Raw genomic sequence first — 19199 nt, forward strand, 5'->3', positions numbered from 1 at the left:
TATTTTTAATCACCCAAGGCCATATAAATTATATGGCCTTTTTTATTTTATCCCTACAAGTATGACTTTCTTCTAATAACTAATTAGTTAATCAATGAAAATGCAGTTATTAAAATAATAATAAATTAGACCGTTTTTTTGAGTTTATTTAGAATAACATTCCAATGAAATTCGAAATTAACCCTCAAAAAATGGATTTTGGTAATGGATAACCTTAAAATATTTGCTGATGAAATACAGCAAGGTAACTTACAACTAGGATGGTATAAAAAAGGGAGAGTGGCAATTATTCGGCAAGATACCACCTTGATAAATGCATTAAAGGATAACCCTGAACAATCAGCTGACGGCGAAAAAGCATTTAAGTTATTCAGTTGGTTAAGTGATAAGCCCCGTTTAGCGGGTGAAAATAAAAAAACCTATATATTAAGTGCGCTCGGCACTAAAGATTTCTCCGGCTTTAGTTTCCATACGAAGCAAAATTTGTTTGTTGAAAGTTTTAATTCACCCCACGAATGGATTGATGGAGAAACCAGAGCACAGGCTCAGCTCGCTGATTTATTATTACCAAGTGGGCAATGGCATCGCCATTATAGTATCGTCGTCTTACCCGAAAATGCCAATGACAAACAAGTCGAGCTCATTCGCCATTGGTTAGAACTCACAGGCGGGAGTTTATTGATAGTCAAAGATAAACACAAAAAACCATCAGCTTCTACTCAACAACTCATTGATGAACTTCGCCCAGTAGAACGCATTGAACTAACCAATAACACCTTAGACAATCATAACTTCCAGCAAGCCATCACCCTACCACCCCATTCAATAAACTCATTGAAGCTAACCGATGAATTACGGAATAACAGCCAATATTTCTCAATATCTATAGAAAATACCAAGTATAACAAGACGTTGTCTTTACATAACATCCCAATTACAGAAACGTCGTCTTGGCAACAGATTGCCCATTCCATCGAAACTGATGTTAATAAAATGATGGCAGTAAATCAGCTTCCTGCAGTTAAAATCCACTATGAAAAGAATACCTTAAAACTTGTCGGTGAAAATATCATTTTTCGCCAATTCCAATTGAAACAAACAAAACAGGCAATTTCTCGATATAATACGCAAGAAAGCGTTCCTCAAGTTCTACCCATTTTAGTCGCCGAAAACCCAGATGAGCTTCCTGATCAGTTAGTTGTGGGTGCCATAACAGGAAAACTGCCAAACAATTCTTATATTAAGGGTTACAAAATTCTTGAGCAGCCTAAATTTGGCCGACTAACACTAAATAACGCCACCAATGAGTGGCAATATATTGCCGATAACGCAAAATTTGAAACCCACTCAGATCAATTTGATTTTATCGGCATGCTACCTAATGGGCAGCAATCACAGCCACTTTCCATTCAGTTACAAACTGAAAATGCACCGCAACTCCGCATTCCAGGAAAGCGTACCTTTTCTGTTCCAGACCCCATTTACCATGAACCTCAACGACGTTACAACCCCACACCAAGCGATATGAAAGTTCATAATATTCAACTTGCACAGACTCACTTGCAAAATATGGCGGATAAACATATGAGCTTAACGGCTAATCGCTGGGCACTATTGAATGTGGAGATCACCAGCGAAACGGCGGCGAAATCGCCTAATATTGAAGCCATCGTCAGTAACAAAGAAAGAAAAATAATAGGTCGAGTGAGACTCACTGGCCCAAATCATTTGCCAAAAACATTAACCGCGTTTCCCCAACAGATGAATGTCTCAGCGCAAAATTGGCATCAGCAACGCTTTACAGCACCGATAAAAGGTGAGTGGATACAACCGGATATCAACATCGTAATCACGGTTAATGGCAAACCCATTGTCACCGAAGAAACCAACCAATATGGTTTGTTCTCCCCAAATGTTACCCTTGATAACCACTTAATTGTTCATGTTGATAGCCACAGTTTATACCAACAAGGGCATGGTATTTATTCATACTCCCCGCTCAGCTGGGGCAAAGAAGCGGCAACAATCTTACCAATCGGGCAACTCACACTGTATAGCGCACCTGCCACAGTAAGTCGCCCTAGCTTAACGCCATATTTTAGCTCTTCCAATAGTAAAGCCATCCCTCTTATTCATCCTCATTATGATAACCCTGAAGAAATTGGTTACCACCCCAGCGCACAAATTTATTGGGCTTACAATAATAGTAAGAAATACCAAACGACTAACAATGCTAATTCTGACTATCAATATACCGCAGTTGAAATTTTGCCTTCGAGTGTTGGCACTGCGCTATTAGGACTAGCATCACCTAACCACGGTGGCGGAGTTCATGAACCTAACGTGATGTTTCATGAAGTTTTTGGTCACGGCCTTGGCTTGCCTCATACCGATATGAAAGATCGCAATAATCAACCAACATACCCTTACAGTTATTATAGTCACGGTAAAAACCCAGCCTATAACCAATCTAGGCAATATTATGTCACTTATCACGATCTCCACAGTCACTTACAACAAGCCATGCCAACCATGCTTTCCAGCTTTGTTCCCTTTCGAAGTGGTGCTTATGATGCCTTTTTGCCTCACGCGGATGCCTATAACCAAAAAATTCACCAATTTTTAAGTGGAAGAGTACGCTGGCAAAATAATAAAACGAAGGGGGAAGATACCGAAGATGGCGGGTTTGCAGGTGACGGTTTTTATCAGCGCTGGGATCAAACCAACAAACAATGGGTTACACTAACCCAACAGAATTACGCTGAGTATTATAAACTAACGCAAATTGAACAATTTCCTCATCAGCGCGATGTCCCGATTTATTGGATACAGCACCAATTTACTAAAATGGCGGATAATTCCCTTCATCCTTATAGCACTATCACCGTTGATCGCACCATAGGAAACCTCCCCGCTGACTACCATAATCTAAAAACGGGCGGTGGCCGCCCATATGATATTTATGGTGACTATGCATTAACTGTCACTTATGCGACTCCAAATGGGTTATTAACCGAGGTATTACAAATTCCACACGCAGTGAGCTTCAATATTGCAGATAAAGGCGAATTGGTTCAGTTCATTGTACATGAATTAAACGACAAAAAAGAGATGGGTTCGTTGCTCTCTCACTACAGCAACCCAGATTCATTAGCGAATCGTCTATTTGCAGAGCATGATGGCCAAACAGTACCTAACCAATTGTTACTCGATAATTATTGGCAGGGTGCCCCTATTTACTGGGCTGTAACAGAAGAAGGCTTAATTGATTTTTCGACAGGTAAAGTCAACACCGACAAAATCACCTCAAGCAGTGCGCTCTACGCGAAATGGGTTGAAAATGGCCGCCTACATCAACAATATTTTTCATTATCTGACCCATTTGGTCAAAAACAGCAAGTTGATACTTCTTTGAATTTTATTGCGCTCAATCACCTTGATACTCACGCATTACAAAACTCACCGATACCGAATCTGCTTTGCCACACCGCTGATCAGCGTTTAATCGCAGACGTAAATTTCGAACAAACCGTTGATATTACTCACTTAAACTTACCAGATGGCCAGTACTCTTTTTGGGTCACACTAAGGACAAGTGATGCACAAAAACACGTTCAAGAAAATGCACCAGCAGAAGAGTGGTATTTTTCCGTACAGCAAAATCAGTTAACCATAAAAGGCACAATAGACAGTACCCCTGAACTACAACTGGATGGAATACTCATTCATATCGACCAACACTTGCAGGACAATGCGGCTCCAACATTAGTTTGGCTCCAACAAAACAACCAAAACCCTGTAGGACAATTAGCAGAGAATACAGAATTTCTCGATCACAACCGACCGGTAATATTTAATTCAGGAGTCATTTTGCCAGAGTTAATATCATCAATCCCCGAAGAGGAACCGGTTTCCTTGTATTCATCGGTGCTATCAATTCCGCAACTGAAACCAGCGGATATACTACTCAGCGCGTAATCTAAAGGTCAGTCTGTCTTTTTACAGCCTGACCTTCTTCCCATTAGACAGTCCGTTCTGAATGCGCCATTCGTTTAGCGAGTGGTAACCAGCACAGTAAAATGAGTACCGACATTAAAAACATCAACAACCCAAGGCTAAACTGTCCGTTCTGTGGTAACAACGCAGAAACCCAAGTTGCAACGCCTGAGCCGACATTTTGCAAGCCACCAACGAGTGCGCCCGCTGCGCCTGCCAAATAAGGGAAAGGCTCCATTGCCCCTGTCGTTGCTAAAGGAAATAACATGCCTGCACCAAAGAAAAACACCGCTGCGGGTACTAATAATGTCCAGGTATTCATAACGCCAAACCAACCTGGCACCCACATCATAAAACCAGCCAATAAACAAACAAGCACTGAATGCCACATCAAATTATAAAACGTTTTTCCCTCTCGTCCCGCATACCAAGCACCAAAAAAAGCGGCAGGAATAGGCAAGATAAATAAAATACTCACGGTGATGCTATTTAGCCCCAATACACCGCCCATCAATACACCACTACTGGCCTCAAAGACCGCTATCCCAGCTAACGCTCCCACTAACATAGCAAGGTAAGAGAGAAATGAGCCACTCGATAATAATTCCCGATATGATGCGATCATTTTATGTTTTTCAGGTGAAACAGGGCGTGTTTCTGGTAACCAACGATACATACTTAATAATACAGAAGCACCTAAGACAAAAAGGAAAATATAACAAGCATGCCACCCCCAGAAATGGGCCAATATTCCGCCAAACATTGGAGCCAATAATGGGCTTACTAATATACCCATATTTAATAAGCTATTTGCATAACGCAACGCGGTACCTTTATATAGGTCACGAGGCATGGTTCTTGCCATCACACCTGCTACACCGGTTCCTAGCCCTTGCAACCCACTAGCCATAGTAAGTACATTTAGCGTTGGCGCCAAAATTGCTATAGTCGTTGAAAATAAGAAAATAGTTAAACCGGTTAAAATAACAGGTCGACGACCTATTCGGTCAGATAGCGGCCCATAAACTAACTGCGAAAAACCATAAGAAAATAAATAAGCCGCCATCACTTGTTGAACAGCACCAGAGGGCTCATTAAAATAAGCGGCAATTTCAGCAATGACAGGGACATAGATCGTTTGTGTCATTTGGCCGACCGCAGCCAATGCAATTAACATTAACAGCAAATTAAAATGTTCCAGCTTTCTCATTTTTCTCTCAAATACATCCAATAATTCAAATACACCTATTTCAGACACAAAATAACGCTGCATTATTTCATTGTAATAATGCAAAATTATTTAGAGGCTTAATTATCAATATAAAAATACCGCTTTACGCGTTTATGCCATTTTAAATAGACTTTGTGTCATTTTAAATAAATAGCAAATAATGCGCTTTGCTTGAGTGTGACTAAGATAACAAAAGCCACCAACTTTTCGTAGTAGTGCGACATTTTATATTTTTCACCAATGGCAGTAATATTCGCCAGCATTGTCAACATAACTGTACATTGAACTTTAAAACAGACCAATATTAAGAATAAAACACTGGAACACATTATCGATAAGCATAAATAATGAACTGTTTTAGTATTAAATCCTAGTGCACTAGACTTTGGCTCATTTATATCAAAAATGAGTTATTTTTAAGATAGTCGATTTTCAAATATGAAGAGGTGGGATTTATGGCAAATTGGGTAACAGGAACAGTGATTGATACCAAATTTTGGACTGATTCATTATTCAGCCTTGTCATCAAGGCCCCGATTAAACCTTTTATCGCAGGGCAATATGCCAAACTTGGGCTAGAGATCGAGGGAGTACGTGTTCAGCGAGCATACTCTTATGTCAACGCCCCCAGTGATAACCGACTTGAATTTTATTTTGTCATCGTCCCCGGAGGTAAACTTAGCCCAAAACTCGCGCAATTAAAACCGAATGATACATTGCAGATCACGGATGAAGCCACGGGTTTCTTCGTGCTAGACGAAATACCCGAATGTAAAAATTTATGGATGTTATCTACAGGTACCGCAATTGGGCCTTTTTTGTCCATCTTACAGGAGGGTAAAGACCTTGAGCGCTTCGAAAAAATTGTTTTACTTCACGCTGTTCGTTATGAGAAAGATTTAAGTTATTTACCCTTAATGAAAAAGTTGGAACAACAATACCAGGGGAAACTGAAGATTGTCACCGTAGTAAGTCGGGAACAATGTGCGGGTTCATTATATGGCCGGGTTCCAGCTTTAATTGAGGGTCATGAACTCGAAAATACTGTTGGCCTAACGCTTTCGCCTGACACCTGTCACGTCATGTTGTGTGGCAACCCTGAAATGGTCAGAGACACTCGTGATACACTGAAAAATAGCCATGGGATGGTTAAACATTTACGCCGCAAGCCCGGCCATATCTCTAGTGAACAATATTGGTAATGTCATACACTACCCTGAGGCATCTTCAGGGTAGCATTTATGCTATATGGTATTAACGCTATAAATAATCTACCGTTTCTGTTTCTTCACCATAGTGATTAACACCCTCCATTCCCACAAAAGCCCCGCAATCGAGTACCATTATCATAGTAATTAATAATGGTAAGAAACGCCCGATCCCCCATTGCCATACAGGTTCAAACTGGCTGACATCAATTGAAAAAAGCGCAAATGCCAATAAAATTAATGCAAACCATCCCCCCGATTTTCCACGGTCGTGCAAACGCTTCACAAAGATAGCCGCCAAAGGGTAAAGTAGTAAAATAAATAACGAGATAGTAAGTGTTTCAGAGAATAGCAGTGTATTTTGTAACAGGGCGACTATGGTCATTAAAATAAAAATGACCGCAATACCTACCCAAAATGGCCGGCGACCGATACGGCCTTTAAAGGAAAAAGCCCATTGTTGTAATGTCATTACCTATAATCCTGATACAATGTGGAAAACTAAAAATGAGTGGCTCAAAAATGACCCAAACTTTATTTCGCTCTGTATACGCCATCATAACCATTTTTGTGCTTAGTGCGCCACAACTGGCTTTTGCTCAGAAAGTCCCCACTTTGCCAGATACCGATTTCAAAGTCGCTTATTTAGCCCCTGACGCTCCCTCTTTTGCACTGACTATTCCTGAGCTGCGCAATCAATTCAATCATGCCTATAAAGATTTATATCTCCATGAATATAAAGTTATTACAAGTCAGGATATCTCCGCGCCCTATATTCGCGCAGCTTCTCGTATTAACCAACAGATATACTCCTCAGCAGTGCTAGAGCGTGGTAGTGAAAAAATTAAAAGTTTACAGATCACATTGCTACCGTCTGATAACCCACAAGAAAACCAAAAAAACCGGCAATTAATGGAAAGTTATACCATGGCAATGGTCCGTATATTTTCCCCTGACGTTTCGCTGGATAAAGCCCCTGAGCTTACGGAAGCCTTAAATAAATTTATTGCCAATAATAGTACAACTCACGCGGAAGAAACTCGATTAGGTGCGTTGAGATATATTTTAGTAAAAAGTGACAATAATGTGCTTACTTTTGCTGTTGAACCGATTAAGCTAGAACAACAAACACCCTAAACTGACTGTGATCACGCTCTAAGAACAAGCATGATAAAAAGCAAAGCTATTATTATCCATTGTTCTTATAATGCAGAAGGTGAATGGCGACAACATTGTCACGTTGCGCGTATAATATCAACGTGTGATGAATAACTTATTGATTAATCATTCAAACTCTCTGGTTGGAGGAAACAACATGCGACATCCATTGGTAATGGGTAACTGGAAACTAAATGGCAGCACACAGATGGTCAATGACCTCATCGCTGGCTTGCGTAATGAACTCAGCAGCGTTGATGGCTGTGGTGTGGCTATTGCACCACCAGCACTTTATTTGACCCAAGCTAAACATGCGTTAGCAGGCAGCCGTATTGCATTAGGTGCACAAAACGTTGACGTTAACCTATCAGGTGCATTTACAGGTGAAACCTCTGCTGAAATGTTAAAAGATGTTGGCGCCAAATACATCATTATCGGCCACTCAGAGCGTCGTACCTATCACAACGAAAGTGATGAATTTGTCGCTAAGAAATTTGCAGTATTAAAAGAACAAGGCCTGATCCCAGTACTGTGTATTGGTGAAACTGAAGCTGAAAATGAAGCTGGTAAAACCGAAGAAGTCTGTGCTCGCCAAATTGATGCCGTATTAAATTCTTTAGGTGCAGAAGCTTTCGAAGGTGCCGTTATCGCCTATGAGCCAATCTGGGCTATCGGTACAGGTAAATCAGCAACACCTGCACAAGCACAAGCAATCCATAAATTTATTCGTACTCATATTGCGAAAAAAGATGCAGCCATTGCTGAACAAGTGATCATCCAATATGGTGGCTCTGTTAATGCTAGCAATGCAGCTGAGCTATTCACTCAACCAGATATCGATGGTGCTTTAGTGGGTGGAGCTTCTCTGAAAGCTGACGCTTTTGCTGTGATTGTTAAAGCGGCTGCTGAAGCAAAAAAAGCAAAATAAGGTTACTTTAATACCTTGAGATTAACCGCCAATATTGGCGGTTTTTTTGTTTTTATTACCTTTATTATTTATGAAAATTTTATATCAATAACCTTATTCCCATCAAAAATTAACAGAAAACAATTACCACCAAACAATATAATTAGAATCTAATTTTTAAAAAAACAAATAAAAATTAATTAAGTTCAAAATAAATTAATAAACGAATGATTAAGAATACAGAAAAAAACTATTAATAAAAATATTCACCCATTTGAAATAAAATAAAAACACCATATATAACAATGCATTAATCTTATTTTTAACTTCATCTTATCTATACCATTCATCCTCTATTAAATAATAACGGTAGACAACCTATAAAAGTTAATTCACATTTAATCTCGCTAATCGCTCAGCTAGATAATTAACATTAATAACTTTTACCTTGAAGGATAAATATGAAATATATAGTTGGTTTAATCTATAGCATCATAATTATATTCCCTACAATTTGTTTTTCTGAATTAAACGATGACTCTTGGCGAGTGAATACTAATATTTATTTGGAAATAGAAGAATACCAAGGTCAACGTGATTCATTTAAAAATAGAGTCTACGATAAAATCAGCACGGTTGGGCAATTAAAGCTATACAACCCTAAATCTGACTGGCGCTTTACCCTAGATCATCGTGAATCCTTAAGGAATCATGGCCGCAATTTCTCAACTTCACGAGATTCTTACATTCGTAACCGCACGCAAATTGATGCTATCAAGCAAATTATCAACACCCCAAAATCAGACTTAGAGCTTGGTTTTCGTTACAGAAAAGAGTCAAACGATGTGGAGCCTAACAGCAAAGCACGTTCTTCGAATCGTTTATATGGTTTAACCCCAGCCGGTGAATACCGCTTCAACGATAATTGGTCTTTTAACTTTTGGCTCTCTTATTTTTATTACAGTAATTATTTCAATGACAGCAGCCATGAAGCAGAAACTGAATATGGCGTGACTTATAAATATTCAGATGCATTAAAAGCAAAACTCACTGTTTATATTGATAATCAATGGGATAAACATTTCAGCACCCGCTTTTTACAATCACAAGTTCGCGCTTACTTACCCATTACCATTAAACCCAACTGGAAAATTACACCGTATGTACGCTATTTCTTACAAGAAAATACCTATGACAAAAATAATTATTTAACTCAGGAAATTAAAAATGGCTTCCGCATTGGCTCCCGCGTGGAATACAAAGCTACGCCATCTCTCACTTTATGGAGTGAACTCGCCTATGAGCCTTCAACATGGAAATCGCCTAAAAAGAATGGGATCACGTCAGGGTATGATAATAAGCAAACCCTATATCTCGGTAAAATCGGCGTAAAATATCAGTGGTAATTTTTAGTTTGCAACTAACTTAGTTCACAGGGAAATACCTGAAAATACAATACTCAAAATAGTTCGTGCTGTAGCTAGGCGGCAAGAGCAGCTAATCCCTAGGAGCATACACCAGTATGTGACTAGGGTTATCGAGCGTCGCCAACAACGCTACAGTACAAAATATGGCAAGGGGATAATACTCAAAATAGTTCGTGCTGTAGCTAGGCGGCAAGAGCAGCTAATCCCTAGGAGCATACACCAGTATGTGACTAGGGTTAGCGAGCGTCGCCAACAACGCTACAGTACAAAATATGGCAAGGGGGTAATACTCAAAATAGTTCGTGCTGTAGCTAGGCGGCAAGAGCAGCTAATCCCTAGGAGCATACACCAGTATGTGACTAGGGTTAGCGAGCGTCGCCAACAACGCTACAGTACAAAATATGGCAAGGGGGTAATACTCAAAATAGTTCGTGCTGTAGCTAGGCGGCAAGAGCAGCTAATCCCTAGGAGCATACACCAGTATGTGACTAGGGTTAGCGAGCGTCGCCAACAACGCTACAGTACGAAATATGAAGAGTATTAGCGTCGAATGATTTCGTCGAACACCCCCCCATTCGCAAAATGCGTTGCCTGCGCTGATTGCCAACCACCGAAACTATCGTCTACCGTCAGCAATTTAAGCTTAGGAAATTGTTGTTGGTATTTATTGGCGACCTCTTGGTTTCGTGGACGATAATAGTTTCTCGCTGCAATTTCCTGACCCTCTACAGAATAAAGGTGCTCTAAGTAAGCTTCGGCAACAGCCCTGCGGTCGCGTTTATCGACAGTTTTATCAACAACAGCGACAGTTGGCTCAGCAAGAATCGAAATACTTGGCGTTACTATTTCAAACTGCCCGCTTTCCCCTAACTCATTGATAGCTAACAACGCTTCATTTTCCCAAGCAATTAATACATCACCTATGCCGCGTTCAACAAAACTATTGGTCGCACCACGAGCCCCTGAATCGAGTACTTCCACATTTTGATAAAGTTGTTTAACAAATTGCTTTGCTTTTTCAGGGTCTTGCTGGTTTTTATCTAACGCATATCCCCATGCCGCTAAATAATTCCAACGTGCTCCGCCTGAGGTCTTAGGATTCGGTGTCACCACAGAGATGTCTTTGCGGACTAAGTCATCCCAGTCTTTAATATTTTTCGGGTTATCTTTACGAACGAGAAAAACGATAGTCGATGTATAAGGCGCTGAGTTGTCAGGAAGTTTTTCTATCCAGTTGTTATCTATACGGCCACTTTGTGCAATGGCATCAACATCATAGGCTAAAGCTAACGTCACAACATCGGCTTCTAACCCATTCACGACTGATATAGCTTGCTTACCAGACCCCCCATGAGACTGACGAACAGTGACTGTATCCCCCGTTTTCTTTTTCCAATAATCACTAAATTCCTGATTATATTGCTGATAAAACTCACGAGTCGGGTCATAAGACACATTCAGTAATTGAATGTTTTTCGCCCATGTTCCTGTCGCTAATAGCAATAATAATGCTGTGGTGAATTGTGATTTTGTTACCTGCCATGAACGCACCATCGGACTTTCCTCATTAAATTTATGATAAGGAGAGGCTGACAGATAGCACCAGTTACGGGAAATAATTAAAAAGAAAAACTTATGCTTATGGGGAATAATTAAAAAGAAAAACTTATGCTTATGGGGAATATATGAACAGGAAAGGGGGAGGTTTAAGTTGTGACTAGGCGGCAAACGAGGATAGCTCGGGGATCATATATAAGTATGTCACTAGGGTTAGTGAGCTTAGCCGACCCCCTGCAGCTTGAAATATGACAAATATCCATCTCAAGTTGTAGGTAGGCGGCAAGCAAAGCTAATCCCTAGGGGCATACATAAGTATGTGACTAGGGTTAGTGTGCGTAGCCAACCCTCCTACAGCTTGAAATATGACGAAGATTTTAGTACAGCTTCTTCGCCGTATCAAACCAATCCTTCTTAAAGACACGCTTCATATTCATAACCGCATCAATAATATCATGATGAACTAACTTCTCGTTTTGAATACCAACGCAGCGCCCACCGTAACCTTCCAGTAGAAGTTGGATGGAATAAGCCCCCATGCGTGATGCCAAAATGCGGTCATAAGCAACCGGAGAACCACCGCGTTGGATGTGACCCAGAACTGTTGCACGTGTTTCGTGATGGGTTTCCTGCTCAATATATTTCGCTAATTCACCAACGTCACAAACGTGCTCGGTAATAGCGACAATCGCATGACGTTTACCTTTTTCAATACCACGTTTGATTTCAGATAACAGTTCTTCACGGTCAAAAGCCATTTCTTGTTCAGGTAACACTAAGAACTCACAACCCCCAGCGATCGCAGCAGATAGCGTTAAATCGCCGCAATAACGGCCCATCACTTCAACAATAGAAATACGTTTATGAGAAGTCGAGGTATCACGGAGGCGGTCAATTGCCTCAACAACGGTTTCGAGCGCGGTGAAATAGCCGATAGTGTAGTCCGTACCAGCAACGTCATTATCAATCGTTCCCGGTAAACCAATACATGGGAACCCAGCTTCCGTCAGCGATTTAGCCCCCAAATAAGAACCATCACCGCCGATAACCACTAATGCATCAATATGATTTTTCTTCAGATTATCGAATGCAACTGCACGCACTTTTTCATCACGGAATTGCGGAAAACGAGCTGAGCCTAAGAAGGTACCACCACGGTTAATCATATCCGACACACTATACCGGTCTAATTGCTTCATGCGGTTTTCATATAGGCCAAGGTACCCATCAAAAATACCCATGACTTCTAAACCTTCACCTAGCGCTGCACGAACCACGCCACGGATTGCTGCATTCATGCCTGGCGCGTCACCACCACTCGTTAAAACCCCAATTCTTTTAATCTGCTTGACCATGATGACCTCTGATTAATGAATATAAAATTGCAAATCGATAAAACCGTTACGCAGCTAATCTTCTAAACGCTAATTATGCTGATTTACTAATGCTGAATTGATTCACCTGACAGCATAATACGGCAAAGAGTGAATTATGCATCTGCTTTCCATCAAGCTTTTATGTTTTATTGTGATCCAGTTTACATAATTCTAGCCGATCACCCCAATAGGTAAATCTTTCAATACAAAAAAAACCCTAGAGTACCAACTAAAGCGGATCACCCTAGTTAAATCTTAGTTTGGAATAAAAATTAAGTACTGATGATAACACTTAAATTCCTTCGATGCTGTACCTATAAAACAAAAGGAAATCCCCATTTGGTGCTCTTTTGATTAACGAACAAAAAAACTGATTAACAAAGTAACGCCGAAATAGTGTCTCAATTCAATAATCCTTAGCCGCAACAGGGTGAACAAAATGGCGCATTAAAGGTGGTAACCCAGACCAAATAACCAATCCATCAAGATGGCTAGGATTGGCGCAATAAATACGCGAGTTCATTGACGGTTGGTACCCCTGCGCGTGCAAACATCCGTTAATAAATAGCAAGTTACCGATAACAGCATGCCCATTCCCTTCGTTAAAAGAGAAATTTTATGCACTTTTTCTATCTTTTTTATTGCTAACGTTTTATCAATCGAAAAGTTGCAAAATTACAAAAAAAATCGAATGTCATTTAATTAAACAAGATAGAGAGTCGCTTACAGGGGCACAACAGGGTAAGTTCTGATTTGTAATATAAGAAAAGTAATATTGAGATAAACAGCAGGAAATAAGTAATTGGTGTAGCAATATATCATCACATTACTACACCAGAACGACATCTAACTAACATCAATAATTAAATATTATTTTTTGTCAGCGGCAATACGATCACGGATGTTTTGTGCGCGCTCGCTTGATGGTGGGTGAGAATCAAACATACTTGTTTCACTGCTACCCATTTTCGCTAATTTTTCAAAACCAGTAACTAAACCTTCAGTTTTAACACCGCGTTTTTTCAGTAAATCATAAGAGAAGTTATCTGCTTCGCTTTCTTGGTGTTGAGAGAACTGTGAGTTGATCAGTTTTTCACCCAGAGCAGCAACTTGTGATGCACTCAGTTGCTCGACAACGCCACCCGCCGATGATGCAGCGGTACGTGCAGCAACCGTTGCATAAGCAACTTGCATTGCTTTACGTGTATGGCCTAATGCAACGTGGCCCATTTCATGACCTAATACACCTTCAACTTCATTATCATTCATCACATCCATCAAACCGCTGTATACACGTACACAACCATTTGCCATCGCCCATGCGTTTACATCGCTAGTCATATAAACTTTATAGTTTACTGGGGTGCCATCAACTTCGTTACCCAGTGCTTTTGCGATTTTATCTAAACGTTTGGCATATTTGCTGGACGCTGGTGCGATTTTGTTTTGCGCATCCATTTCTTTACATGATTCATCACTGAATTTCTTAACGTCTGCATCACTGAGTGTAGCTGCTTGGAATAATTGCATACCTGAGTTAGTCAACATCCCTTGATCTAAATTTTTACAACCCGTTAAAATGACAGCAGAAACAGCAACTGCCACAAGCGCTTTCATCTTCATAGAACATTTTCCTTTAGTATATAGGTCTTATTTTTAATGACGTTAAAGACTATGAATTCTGCGGAAAATAACAATAGGAATAAAGCCATAATTATCCTATATATGAATTTGATAATGTTTTTATTAAAATTGCAAAATAGACAGAATATTATTCCAATAAAAAGCACAATACCAATGACGTATAAATATTCCTTAAAAACAGGGAAACTTAACTACTTAATAAATAACTCAATAATGCAAAAATCATTTTCTGTATTTTGTTCCACAATAAATTGTAAAGCTTCACTATTTTCTTTGATAATTAGAGTCTCAAAGGGCTGTAAATAAAAGGAATCGGCATTAATTGTTACACCCAAATTAGGCGTAATATTAAAAATTAGTATCTCACTTGCGCCACTCACCCAAGAATTAATGAACGCGGTATTCACCCATTGTAGGCGAGCTTGATATTTTTCTGGGTTATAGATGACATTAAAATCCCGAATTGCACCTTGAACGAGTTCCGCATAAACGTCGCTTTCCCCATTAAAAGCAAAAAATTCTTTTTGCTTTAAGGTCACCGCTGGTTTCTTATCTACATGCAAAATAAGTCCCTCGCCTTCCAATACGCCAATAATACGTTGTCGATTTTGGAAAAACGAAAATGCTCCCGCGGTTTTAACATCGGCAATCGACACTCGCCAATCAAAATCATCTAAACCTTCACCATGACTGCGTGCCAATTCAAGTGTCGACCCTTGGCCATTTTTCCAAGGCATATTGCGATAATCTTGCGTCGTTAATATCTGAGTCATAAAGAGAGCCCTACTTTGGTGGATACATTGTTTTTATAATGAGCTTAGCTAATGACTAACCTAATCATAGATAAGCTATTTTTTTAGATACTCTTAAACTGTAGCTTTAATCCGAGAGAATTAACGATTTTTATAATCGTCATAAATGTTGGATTTCCCTGTCCTGATAGCGCCTTATATAAACCTTCACGACTCATTCCAACTTCTTTAGCTAATTGGCTCATATTTCTTGCCTTTGCAATATCACCAAGTGCAGCGAGAACTAGACTAGGGTCACCTTCCTCTAAAATTTCGTTTAGATACATCTGTATTTCTTCTTCACTGTTTAAATACTCAGTGATATCAAATTCTTTTAATTTAGTATTCATAGTTCCCCCTCAACTTCACCAAAAAGGAGTTTAGCTTTATGGATATCCTTCTGTTGCGTTGCCTTTGTCCCACCACAAAGTAAAATTACAATAACATTGTTTTTCTGCTTTAGGTAAACACGATACCCTTGTCCTTCATGTACCCTCAGTTCCGAAAAGCCATCACCAATGGGTTGAACATCACCATAATTTCCATTTTTTAACCGCCTAATTCTCACTAGAATTTTAGTTTTAGCTCGAATATCTCTAAGGTTTTTGATCCAACTATCAAAACATTCCGTTGTTAGAACCGTGATCATAAGACTGCTCCTTGTCTTTATGTTTTTATCTTAGCAACCTTCGTTTAGTTGTCAACTATAGTTAACAGCCATGAATAAAGGACTAGTTTAGAAACAAAAAAAAGCCCCTAAAAGGGGCTATAAAAGACAGGGATGGTGTCTATGGCAAGGAAAAACTTCACTTACTGCTACTTCACTACTTACTATGAAACTCAAAATATGAAACTCAAAATATGAAACTAACTAACTTGCATTACGACAGGTACTAATAACTAAATTTACTGAAACTGCATCGCTTGAAATTCCGCCATTTTGTGTTGGTGAATGCGTTCAAGTTCAGTTTTCTGTTCTGGCGTTAACAACTGGTACAATTCATGGTGAATTCGAGCCATTTCAACACGTTGTTCCAGTTCTTTTTGCATTCGATTTTCAAGTTCTTCACGAACCGCTTTGTCATCAAAGCTATCCGCTATAATTAATTTGTGCAGCGCTTCACGTTCTTTAACTAAAGCAGTGTTATCAACACGATAATGGCGCTGTGTTGCCATTAAATCACGTAATTGCTGGCGCTGTTTTTCATTTAACGTGATACCATTAAACATAAAGGTACTGGCTGCTAAATAACTCATGATGTTGGAAGGGCACAACCGCATTACCTGACGGCGTAGTTGGCTCAGACTGCATCTGTAACATCAAAGGTGTTGAACTTTCATTTGCAGCACTTTGTGGTTCTTCTGCAAAAGCAACCGCTGGCCCGAACACAAACGTAGAAGCTAAAACTAACATTGCGGTTTTATGTACTGTATTATGTACTTTGCTATGTGTTGTTCTCAGCATTTGACACCTTGTCTCCGAACTGTGCTCGTGATTCAATGTGAACAAATATACACCTGTGGCTGCAAACTAGCGTCAGAGCATGTAAAAGAACGTAAAGTCATGGAATCGTACAGATTGTTATCGTATTTTGGCAGTTGGAGGACTTAAAAAATGCATAAAATCCTATTAGTTGATGACGACCGTGAACTCACGTCGCTATTAAAAGAACTGCTGGAAATGGAAGGTTTCAATGTTGTCATCGCCTATGATGGTGAACAGGCATTACAGCAAATTGACTCATCCATTGACCTGTTACTACTTGATGTCATGATGCCGAAAAAAAATGGTATTGAGACATTAAAAGAACTGCGCCAAATCCATCAGACCCCTGTTATCATGTTAACGGCTCGCGGTAGTGAGTTAGATAAAGTTCTGGGCCTAGAATTAGGTGCAGACGACTATCTCCCTAAACCGTTCAATGACCGTGAGCTGGTAGCCCGTATTCGTGCTTTATTGCGTCGTTCTAACTGGAGCGAGCAAACTCAAGGCGACAATAGCAATACCCCTGTTTTACAAGTTGATAAACTGCAACTTAACCCAGGTCGCCAAGAAGCCAGCTTTGATGATGAAATTTTGGACTTAACAGGTACCGAATTTACGTTGTTATATCTGCTCGCACAGCACCTAGGCCAAGTGGTTTCTCGTGAACACCTTAGCCAAGAAGTACTTGGGAAGCGTTTAACACCGTTTGACCGTGCTATTGATATGCATATTTCAAACTTACGCCGCAAACTGCCAGAGCGCACTGATGGCCAACCATGGTTTAAAACCCTACGTGGCCGCGGATACTTAATGGTTTCTGCCACATGATCAACAGCTTAACCGCAAGGATCTTTGCGATCTTCTGGTTTACCCTCGCGCTAGTATTAATGCTAGTGCTGATGGTGCCCAAGCTCGACTCTCGGCAAATCACCGTCCTTATGGAGAGTGAACAACGCCAAGGGGAGATGCTTGAACAACATATTGAAGCCGAACTCGCACAAGCTCCGCTCAATGACCTTCTTTGGTGGCGGCGTATTTCTAACGCCATCAAAAAATGGGCACCTCCCGGCCAACGGTTGATTATCGTCACCAGTGAAGGCCGTGTGATTGGTGCGATGCCAAGTGAAATGCAGGTGATACGTAACTTTATTGGGCAATCCGATAACGCCGATCACCCGAAAAAGAAAAAATATGGACGAGCCGAAATCCTCGGGCCATTCTCCATTCGCGATGGGGAAGACCACTACCAGCTATATTTAGTTCGCCCAGCAAGCAGCCCACAATCTGACTTTATTAACTTATTGTTTGATAGGCCTTTCTTATTACTGATCGCCACAATGCTGATCAGCGCTCCATTATTATTATGGTTATCTTGGAGCCTTGCCCGCCCTGCTCGTAAGTTAAAAATGGCGGCAGACGATGTCGCGAAAGGAAACTTACGGCCACACCCAGAGCTAGAAGCTGGCCCACAAGAGTTCTTATCTGCGGGGAATAGCTTTAACCAGATGATCAGTGCCCTTGATGGTATGGTTAGCGCTCAGCAACGCTTAATCTCTGATATTTCTCATGAATTACGGACTCCATTGACACGTTTGCAACTGGCAACAGCCTTATTGCGCCGTCGCCATGGAGAAAGTAAAGAGCTCGAACGCATCGAAACCGAGACCCATCGCCTAGATAGCATGATTAACGATTTGCTGGTGCTATCTCGCAGCCAGCACAAAAACGAGATCTTGCGTGAAAATATCAAAGCCGATGAACTTTGGGGCGATATCTTAGATGACGCTAGCTTTGAAGCCGAACAAATGAACAAAACGCTCGAGGTCACTTCTCACCCTGGACCTTGGCCGTTATATTGCAACCCTTCCGCTGTCGGTAGTGCATTTGAAAATATTGTGCGTAACGCATTACGTTATTCACATACCCATATTGCTGTTGATTTCAAAGAAGAAAATAACGGCATTTTAATCACTGTCGATGATGATGGCCCGGGTGTTAGCCCTGCTGACCGCGAGCACATTTTCCGCCCATTCTACCGAACTGATGAAGCTAGAGACCGAGAAACCGGTGGAACTGGTTTAGGCCTTGCAATTGTTGAAACCGCAATAACGCAACATAAAGGTTGGGTAAAAGCGGATGATAGCCCATTAGGTGGTTTAAGGTTACAAATCTGGTTACCAGAGCATGGACGTTAACCACACCTAAATCTAGCCAGCCAAAGGCCTTCTTTTAAAAGAGAAGGCCTTTAATATTTATCCACAAAATAAATCTAACGCCTAGAATGTTCTGATACTCCCCCTAAAAGCCATAACCCCTAAACAAAACACCAATATATAACTCCATTTATGGCTTTTTTTTCGTTCAAAATAAAAACAACCAATAAGATAAAAAAGAATTATTAATACATAACACCAAAAA

General features: G+C 40.4%; 19 protein-coding genes. 8 read left to right on the forward strand and 11 right to left on the reverse strand.

Going from position 1 to position 19199, the window contains the following annotated elements; all coding sequences use genetic code 11:
- The first annotated feature begins 204 nt into the window (after positions 1-204).
- Positions 205-3978, forward strand: coding sequence for a hypothetical protein (locus M0M83_RS19850; RefSeq protein ID WP_248467233.1), 3774 nt, complete (start codon positions 205-207; stop codon positions 3976-3978).
- A gap of 43 nt (positions 3979-4021) precedes the next feature.
- Here the strand turns inward: M0M83_RS19850 and emrD are convergent, their stop codons facing one another.
- The gene (emrD, locus tag M0M83_RS19855) at positions 4022-5206 is read right to left on the reverse strand and encodes a multidrug efflux MFS transporter EmrD (RefSeq protein WP_125893496.1); all 1185 of its coding nucleotides are present in this window, start codon (positions 5204-5206) and stop codon (positions 4022-4024) included.
- A 158-nt stretch (positions 5207-5364) separates the two neighbouring features.
- Positions 5365-5499: a hypothetical protein gene (locus tag M0M83_RS21875; RefSeq protein ID WP_272680170.1), complete on the reverse strand. Its 135-nt coding sequence runs from the start codon at positions 5497-5499 to the stop codon at positions 5365-5367.
- Positions 5500-5682: 183 nt separating this feature from the next.
- On the opposite strand from M0M83_RS21875, the gene fpr reads away from it, so the two are divergent.
- Entirely contained in the window at positions 5683-6429 is a 747-nt protein-coding gene (fpr, locus tag M0M83_RS19860; protein WP_248467235.1) for a ferredoxin--NADP(+) reductase, read from the forward strand.
- A gap of 58 nt (positions 6430-6487) precedes the next feature.
- Here the strand turns inward: fpr and M0M83_RS19865 are convergent, their stop codons facing one another.
- Positions 6488-6907, reverse strand: a complete 420-nt coding sequence (locus tag M0M83_RS19865) for a DUF805 domain-containing protein (RefSeq protein WP_125893500.1) — start codon at positions 6905-6907, stop codon at positions 6488-6490.
- A gap of 35 nt (positions 6908-6942) precedes the next feature.
- On the opposite strand from M0M83_RS19865, the gene M0M83_RS19870 reads away from it, so the two are divergent.
- From M0M83_RS19870 to M0M83_RS19885, 4 genes are all read left to right on the forward strand, one after another.
- Positions 6943-7572, forward strand: coding sequence for a DUF1454 family protein (locus M0M83_RS19870; protein WP_185746934.1), 630 nt, complete (start codon positions 6943-6945; stop codon positions 7570-7572).
- Between the two features lie 178 nt (positions 7573-7750).
- Positions 7751-8521 carry a triose-phosphate isomerase gene (tpiA, locus tag M0M83_RS19875; protein ID WP_125893502.1) on the forward strand — a complete coding sequence of 257 codons (771 nt, stop codon included), beginning with the start codon at positions 7751-7753 and terminating at the stop codon, positions 8519-8521.
- 440 nt (positions 8522-8961) lie between these two features.
- Positions 8962-9906, forward strand: coding sequence for an OmpG family monomeric porin (locus M0M83_RS19880; RefSeq protein ID WP_125893504.1), 945 nt, complete (start codon positions 8962-8964; stop codon positions 9904-9906).
- 118 nt (positions 9907-10024) lie between these two features.
- On the forward strand, positions 10025-10471 hold the full coding sequence (locus M0M83_RS19885) for a hypothetical protein (protein ID WP_248467237.1): 447 nt from the start codon (positions 10025-10027) through the stop codon (positions 10469-10471).
- Here M0M83_RS19885 and M0M83_RS19890 read toward each other — a convergent pair.
- The 8 genes from M0M83_RS19890 to M0M83_RS19925 form a co-directional block, all read right to left on the reverse strand.
- Positions 10468-11481 (reverse strand): sulfate ABC transporter substrate-binding protein, encoded by a 1014-nt coding sequence (locus tag M0M83_RS19890; protein WP_248467239.1) that lies wholly within the window; start codon positions 11479-11481, stop codon positions 10468-10470. The genes M0M83_RS19885 and M0M83_RS19890 overlap by 4 nt on opposite strands.
- A gap of 380 nt (positions 11482-11861) precedes the next feature.
- Positions 11862-12839 (reverse strand): 6-phosphofructokinase, encoded by a 978-nt coding sequence (gene pfkA / locus M0M83_RS19895; protein WP_125893508.1) that lies wholly within the window; start codon positions 12837-12839, stop codon positions 11862-11864.
- Positions 12840-13730: 891 nt separating this feature from the next.
- Positions 13731-14483, reverse strand: coding sequence for a M48 family metallopeptidase (locus M0M83_RS19900; protein ID WP_125893510.1), 753 nt, complete (start codon positions 14481-14483; stop codon positions 13731-13733).
- Positions 14484-14695: 212 nt separating this feature from the next.
- On the reverse strand, positions 14696-15277 hold the full coding sequence (locus M0M83_RS19905; RefSeq protein WP_248467240.1) for a HutD/Ves family protein: 582 nt from the start codon (positions 15275-15277) through the stop codon (positions 14696-14698).
- Between the two features lie 83 nt (positions 15278-15360).
- Positions 15361-15645, reverse strand: coding sequence for an addiction module antidote protein (locus M0M83_RS19910; protein WP_248467241.1), 285 nt, complete (start codon positions 15643-15645; stop codon positions 15361-15363).
- Positions 15642-15944, reverse strand: a complete 303-nt coding sequence (locus M0M83_RS19915; protein ID WP_125893514.1) for a type II toxin-antitoxin system RelE/ParE family toxin — start codon at positions 15942-15944, stop codon at positions 15642-15644. Before M0M83_RS19915 ends, M0M83_RS19910 begins: the two co-directional genes overlap by 4 nt.
- 257 nt (positions 15945-16201) lie before the next feature.
- A complete protein-coding gene (locus M0M83_RS19920; RefSeq protein ID WP_248467242.1) occupies positions 16202-16525 on the reverse strand; it encodes a Spy/CpxP family protein refolding chaperone in 324 nt (107 codons plus the stop codon).
- On the reverse strand, positions 16518-16760 hold the full coding sequence (locus tag M0M83_RS19925; protein WP_248467243.1) for a hypothetical protein: 243 nt from the start codon (positions 16758-16760) through the stop codon (positions 16518-16520). The genes M0M83_RS19920 and M0M83_RS19925 overlap by 8 nt, the downstream gene beginning before the upstream one ends.
- A 150-nt stretch (positions 16761-16910) precedes the next feature.
- Here M0M83_RS19925 and cpxR point away from each other — a divergent pair, with 150 nt between their 5' ends.
- Positions 16911-17609, forward strand: a complete 699-nt coding sequence (cpxR, locus tag M0M83_RS19930; RefSeq protein ID WP_004265224.1) for an envelope stress response regulator transcription factor CpxR — start codon at positions 16911-16913, stop codon at positions 17607-17609.
- The gene (gene cpxA / locus M0M83_RS19935) at positions 17606-18976 is read left to right on the forward strand and encodes an envelope stress sensor histidine kinase CpxA (RefSeq protein WP_125893565.1); all 1371 of its coding nucleotides are present in this window, start codon (positions 17606-17608) and stop codon (positions 18974-18976) included. The genes cpxR and cpxA overlap by 4 nt, the downstream gene beginning before the upstream one ends.
- The last annotated feature ends 223 nt before the right edge of the window (positions 18977-19199 follow it).

The organism is Providencia rettgeri, from assembly GCF_023205015.1.
GTDB classification, from domain to species: domain Bacteria; phylum Pseudomonadota; class Gammaproteobacteria; order Enterobacterales; family Enterobacteriaceae; genus Providencia; species Providencia rettgeri_E.

Excerpts from the sequence above, each read along its gene's own strand:
- M0M83_RS19850 (WP_248467233.1), top strand. The coding sequence starts at position 205 with ATGGATAACCTTAAAATATTTGCTGATGAAATACAGCAAGGTAACTTA.
- emrD (WP_125893496.1), bottom strand. The coding sequence starts at position 5,206 with ATGAGAAAGCTGGAACATTTTAATTTGCTGTTAATGTTAATTGCATTG.
- M0M83_RS21875 (WP_272680170.1), bottom strand. The coding sequence starts at position 5,499 with ATGTTGACAATGCTGGCGAATATTACTGCCATTGGTGAAAAATATAAA.
- fpr (WP_248467235.1), top strand. The coding sequence starts at position 5,683 with ATGGCAAATTGGGTAACAGGAACAGTGATTGATACCAAATTTTGGACT.
- M0M83_RS19865 (WP_125893500.1), bottom strand. The coding sequence starts at position 6,907 with ATGACATTACAACAATGGGCTTTTTCCTTTAAAGGCCGTATCGGTCGC.
- M0M83_RS19870 (WP_185746934.1), top strand. The coding sequence starts at position 6,943 with ATGAGTGGCTCAAAAATGACCCAAACTTTATTTCGCTCTGTATACGCC.
- tpiA (WP_125893502.1), top strand. The coding sequence starts at position 7,751 with ATGCGACATCCATTGGTAATGGGTAACTGGAAACTAAATGGCAGCACA.
- M0M83_RS19880 (WP_125893504.1), top strand. The coding sequence starts at position 8,962 with ATGAAATATATAGTTGGTTTAATCTATAGCATCATAATTATATTCCCT.
- M0M83_RS19890 (WP_248467239.1), bottom strand. The coding sequence starts at position 11,481 with ATGGTGCGTTCATGGCAGGTAACAAAATCACAATTCACCACAGCATTA.
- pfkA (WP_125893508.1), bottom strand. The coding sequence starts at position 12,839 with ATGGTCAAGCAGATTAAAAGAATTGGGGTTTTAACGAGTGGTGGTGAC.
- M0M83_RS19900 (WP_125893510.1), bottom strand. The coding sequence starts at position 14,483 with ATGAAGATGAAAGCGCTTGTGGCAGTTGCTGTTTCTGCTGTCATTTTA.
- M0M83_RS19905 (WP_248467240.1), bottom strand. The coding sequence starts at position 15,277 with ATGACTCAGATATTAACGACGCAAGATTATCGCAATATGCCTTGGAAA.
- M0M83_RS19910 (WP_248467241.1), bottom strand. The coding sequence starts at position 15,645 with ATGAATACTAAATTAAAAGAATTTGATATCACTGAGTATTTAAACAGT.
- M0M83_RS19915 (WP_125893514.1), bottom strand. The coding sequence starts at position 15,944 with ATGATCACGGTTCTAACAACGGAATGTTTTGATAGTTGGATCAAAAAC.
- M0M83_RS19920 (WP_248467242.1), bottom strand. The coding sequence starts at position 16,525 with ATGTTTAATGGTATCACGTTAAATGAAAAACAGCGCCAGCAATTACGT.
- M0M83_RS19925 (WP_248467243.1), bottom strand. The coding sequence starts at position 16,760 with ATGCTGAGAACAACACATAGCAAAGTACATAATACAGTACATAAAACC.
- cpxR (WP_004265224.1), top strand. The coding sequence starts at position 16,911 with ATGCATAAAATCCTATTAGTTGATGACGACCGTGAACTCACGTCGCTA.
- cpxA (WP_125893565.1), top strand. The coding sequence starts at position 17,606 with ATGATCAACAGCTTAACCGCAAGGATCTTTGCGATCTTCTGGTTTACC.